General features: G+C 69.4%; 5 protein-coding genes and 1 pseudogene. All 6 read left to right on the top strand.

What is annotated here, in order from left to right; translation table 11 throughout:
* The coding region (locus tag ACYVE7_RS29145) for an ATP-NAD kinase family protein (protein WP_460369102.1) at window positions 1–781 on the top strand (781 nt) is incomplete at its 5' end.
* Window positions 778–1,527, top strand: coding sequence for an SDR family NAD(P)-dependent oxidoreductase (locus tag ACYVE7_RS29140; protein ID WP_460369101.1), 750 nt, complete (start codon window positions 778–780; stop codon window positions 1,525–1,527). The genes ACYVE7_RS29145 and ACYVE7_RS29140, both read left to right, overlap by 4 nt.
* Window positions 1,528–1,568: 41 nt before the next feature.
* Window positions 1,569–2,861 (top strand): ABC transporter substrate-binding protein, encoded by a 1,293-nt coding sequence (locus ACYVE7_RS29135; protein WP_460369100.1) that lies wholly within the window; start codon window positions 1,569–1,571, stop codon window positions 2,859–2,861.
* A complete protein-coding gene (locus ACYVE7_RS29130; protein WP_460369098.1) occupies window positions 2,858–3,799 on the top strand; it encodes a carbohydrate ABC transporter permease in 942 nt (313 codons plus the stop codon). The genes ACYVE7_RS29135 and ACYVE7_RS29130 overlap by 4 nt, the downstream gene beginning before the upstream one ends.
* A gap of 8 nt (window positions 3,800–3,807) precedes the next feature.
* On the top strand, window positions 3,808–4,635 hold the full coding sequence (locus ACYVE7_RS29125; RefSeq protein ID WP_460369096.1) for a carbohydrate ABC transporter permease: 828 nt from the start codon (window positions 3,808–3,810) through the stop codon (window positions 4,633–4,635).
* Window positions 4,635–4,832, top strand: a pseudogene (locus ACYVE7_RS29120) (hypothetical protein); the annotation flags it as partial. The gene ACYVE7_RS29125 and the pseudogene ACYVE7_RS29120, both read left to right, overlap by 1 nt.

Here is a 4,832-nt window from a genome sequence, read left to right as displayed (position 1 = left end):
GCTGCTGCTGCTCGCCGGCGGCGACGGCACCGCCCGCGACGTCCTGGCCTCGGCCGACGGTCCCGTCCTGGGGATCCCGGCGGGCGTCAAGGTCTACTCCGGCTGCTTCGCGATCAGCCCGTTCGCCGCCGGGACGACCGCCGCCGCGTTCACCGGCGCGACCGTCGAGGCGGAGGTCGTGGATCTGGACGAGGAGGAGTACCGGGCCGGACGGGTCGGCGCGCGGCTGCACGGCACCGTCCGGGTTCCGGCCGTCCCGCGGCGCCTGTCGGGCCGGAAGACCGGCTCGTCGCACACCGATCCCGCGACCGTCGAATCCATCGCGCGAGCTGCCGCCACACGGATGGTTCCGGAAGTCTCGTATCTGCTCGGTCCGGGGGGAACGACCCAGGCCGTGGGCCGTCTTCTCGGCCTGGAGACGTCACCGCTCGGTATCGATCTCGTCCGTGACGGCCGCCTGATCGCGAGGGACTTGTCAGAGCCCGAGATCTATGACTGGATTATGTACAACATCACATATGCCATTCTCTCGGTTCTCGGGGGACAGGGGTTCGTGATCGGCCGCGGCAACCAGCAGCTCAGCCCCCGCGTCCTGGCCCGGCTCAGCGGTCTGGAGATCCTCGCGACCCGCGAGAAGCTCGCCGCCCTGCACGGCCGCCCCCTGCTCGCCGACTCCGGCGACCCGGCCGCCGACCGGGCGCTCTCCGGCCACGTCCGGGTCGTCACCGGCCACCGCGAGACCACCCTGTACCGGCTCAGCTCAGCAAGCGAGGAAGCATGACCGTCCTGCAGCACAAGACCGCGATCGTCACCGGCGGAGCCTCCGGCATCGGCCGGGCGACGGCCCTGCTCTTCGCCCGCGAAGGCGCGAACGTCGTCATCGCCGATCTCGCCGACGCGACCGAAGTGGTCAAGGAGATCGCCTCCGAAGGCGGCCGCGCCGTCGCCGTCCGGGCCGACGTGTCCGACCCCGCCGACTGCGCCCGGATCGTCGCCGCCGCGCTCGACACCTACGGCGGGCTGCACGTGCTGTTCAACAACGCCGGGATCATCCGCCGCAGCACCGCCCTGGAGATCGAGCCGGAGGACTGGGACCGCGTGATGGCCGTCAACGTCAAGTCGGTCTACCTGATGTGCCGGGCCGCCATCCCGGTGATGACCGACGGCGGCTCCATCGTCAACACCGGCTCCGGCTGGGGCCTCAAGGGCGGCGGCAACGCCCTGTCGTACTGCGCGTCCAAGGCCGCCGTCGTCAACATGACCCGCGCCCTCGCGATCGACCACGCCCCCGCCGGCATCCGCGTCAACTCCGTCAACCCCGGCGACACCATGACTCCGATGCTCCGCGACGAGGCCCGCCAGCTCCAGGAGGACTGGGCGGCCTTCGAACAGGACGCCGCCGACCGCCCGATGGGCCGCGCCGGCGCACCCGAGGAGATCGCCTCGGCGGTGCTGTTCCTCGCCGGTGACGCCGCCAGCTACGTCACCGGGTCCGCGCTCGTCGTCGACGGCGGCGGGCTCGCCTGAACCCTGCTCCCCCCTTCACCCCCCACCGAAAAGGCACCGCGATGTACAAGAAGATCCTGGCCGTCCTCGCCGTCGGCCTCACCCCCGTCCTGGCCGCCTGCTCAGGCTCCGGCTCCACCGGAGTCACCGGCGCCGACGACGCCAAGGGCGGCAAGGTCACCCTCCGCTGGTCCACCTGGGGCTCCGCCGAGGACATGAAGGTGTTCGCGGCGTTCGAGAAGGACTTCGAGGCCCGCCACACCGACATCGACCTCAAACTGGAGCCGGTCGCCAAGTACGAGGACTACCACCCCAAGCTGCTCACCCAGCTCACCTCCAAGTCCGCCCCCGACGTCTTCTACGTCGGCGACGACAACATCGGGAAGTTCGTCGCCGCCGGGGTGCTCAAGCCCCTGGACGCCGACCTCGCGAGCCCGGAGTCCAAGGCCAAGCCCGCGGACTTCTTCGAGGGCATCTACGGCGGCGCGAAGAAGGGCGACGTCACCTACGGCGTCCCCAACGACACCAACCCCGAGGTCCTCTGGTTCGACAAGAAGGCCCTGGCCGCCGCCGGGATCACCGAGAACCCCGCCGACCTGTACGCGGGCGGCCAGTGGACCATGGCCAGGTACCTGGAGATGAACCGGAAGCTGAAGGCCGCGGGCAAGGCCGGTTCGATCTTCTGGAACTGGTACGGCTCGACCTACAGCGTGATCGCGGGCTACGGCGGCAAGGTCTGGGACGGTGGGAAGTTCGTCGCCACCACCGACCCCAAGTCGCGGGAGGCGCTCAAGACCCTCGCCGACGGCTACCGGGACAAGACCTTCCTGTCCGCCGACGAGCTGCCCGAGAGCAACTCGGCGAGCACCCAGTTCGTCCGGCACCGCGCCGGCTTCTACGCGGGCGGCCGCTGGGTCATCGAGACGGTGAAGAAGGGCGGCGACCTGCCCAACTACGACATCGTCCCGTTCCCGTCCGCCGACGGCAAGCCGATGCAGGGCGCCGTCGCCGCGTCCTACCTGTCGATCAACAAGGACACCGAGCACCCGAGGGAGGCGTTCACCTTCCTCAGCGAGTTCGTTAGCAAGGACGGCCAGCTCCTGCGGCTCAAGGGCGGCAGCGGCGTGCCGTCGGTGAAGGGCGCGGAGGCGATCGTCCTGGACGGCTACCCCGCCCACGCCCAGACCTTCCTCGACGTCCGCGACACCGGGTTCGCCAACTACCCCGACGAGGTGTCGGTCCCCGGCCTGACCGCCTCCATCAATGAGCACCTGATGAAGATCTGGGACGGCAAGGTCGACTTCGACAAGGGGCTCACCGAGCTCCAGGCGCTCGTCGACAAGGCCGCGCAGTGAGCAGCGCCCTGACCCGCAGCTCCCCGGCCTCTCCCGCCGCCCCCGCGCGCTCCCCGCGCGCGGCGTGGCGGCGGGAGGGCCGGTGGGCCGCCCTCTTCCTCGGTCCGCAGCTCTTGTTCCTGCTGGTCTTCCTGGTCGGGCCGCTGCTGTTCGCGCTCGGCCTGGCGTTCATGAAGTGGGACGGCCTCGGCGCGAAGTCCTGGATCGGGTTCGCGAACTTCTCGGCGCTCCTCCAGGACGCGAACTTCGGCCGCTCGGTGCTGAACACCGTGCTGCTGGCCCTGCTCACCGTCCCTTTCGGGCTGCTCATCGCGCTGCTGCTCGCCCTCGCCCTGCACGGCATCAAGGGCCGGACGGTCTACCGGGTGATCTACTTCCTGCCCGTCGTGACCAGTTCGGTGGCGGTCGCCGTCATCTGGCAGGTCATCCTGGCCCCCGACGGCGCGGGCATCCTCAACGGCACCGTCCAGAAGCTGTTCGGGTTCACCCCGCCCGACTGGCTCGCCAGCGAGACCTGGGTGATCGTCGCGATCGCCGTGGTGACGGTCTGGTCGTCGCTCGGCCTCAATGTGGTGATCTTCCTGGCCGGGCTGTCGACGATCCCGCCGAACATCCTGGAGGCCGCCCGGATCGACGGCGCGGGCCCGCTGCGCATGTTCCGCAGCATCTACCTGCCGATGCTGTCGCCGACCATCTTCTTCTGCACGGTCGTCTCGGTGATCAGCTCGTTCCAGGCGTTCGACCAGATCTACGTGCTGGTCAACCCCGCGCACAACGACGGCGCCCGCACGATCGTCTACCACGTCTACGAGCAGGGCTTCCGCAAGTTCGAGTTCGGCATGTCCAGCGCCGCCTCCCTCGTTCTGCTGGTGCTGACCCTGCTGGTGACCCTCGTCCAGTTCGGCGCGCAGAAGCGCTTCGTCCACTACGAATCCTGAGGCCCCCGATGACGACCAAGTGGAAGCAGGCCTCGCTCCACGCCGTGCTGATCCTCGGCGGCCTGGTGATGGTCTTCCCGTTCCTGTGGATGCTCACGACCTCGTTCAAGACCGTCCAGCAGAACATCGAGAGCCCGCTGGAGTGGTTCCCCGATCCGTGGCGTCCGGCCAACTACCGGGAGGTCGTGGACGCGGTGCCGATCGGGCGGGCCTACTGGAACAGCCTGTACATCGGCGCGGCGACCGTGGTGCTGACCCTGGTCACCTCGGCGATGGCCGCCTACGCGTTCGCGCGGATCCGGTTCCGCGGCTCCGGGCTGCTGTTCGGGTTGTTCCTCGCCACGCAGATGGTGCCCCAGCAGGTGATCATCGTCCCGTTGTACCTGCTGCTCGCGAAGCTGCATTTGATCGACTCGCACGCCGCGCTGATCCTGCCGGCGATCGCCAACCCGTTCGCGGTGTTCCTGCTCCGGCAGTTCATCCGCGCCGTCCCGGTCGAACTGGAGGAGGCCGCGCGGATCGACGGCGCCGGACGCTGGACGATCTTCTGGCGGGTCGTCCTGCCCAACATCAGGCCCGGTCTGTGGACCCTCGGCATCATCGTGTTCCTGGCGAGCTGGAACTCCTTCCTGTTCCCGCTGATCTTCCTCAACACGACCGAGCTGTTCACGGTCCCGCTGCTGCTCAGCTCGTTCTCCGGCCAGCACGGATCGACCGAGTTCGGGCTCACCATGGCCCTGTCGACGATCTCCGTGGTGCCGATGCTGATCGCGTTCCTGATCGGCCAGCGCAAGATCCTCAACAGTATGGCCATGTCGGGTCTCGGAGGCCGCTGATGCTCACCCTCGACCTGGTGGAGCGGCCCTTCACCGACCGCGGCTCCCGGCTGCTGGTGACGGCGGCCCCGGACGGCCTGACCATCGCCCGCGCCGAGTACGAGACCCCCCTCGCCGCGACGACGGTCCTGACCGGGCTGCGGCTGCACGCCGGCCACGGCCGCGAGCTGCCCGTCGTCTCCGCGCGACCGGCCGCG

Source organism: Actinocorallia lasiicapitis (assembly GCF_054778695.1).
This window is presented reverse-complemented; position numbering and strand designations above follow the sequence as displayed.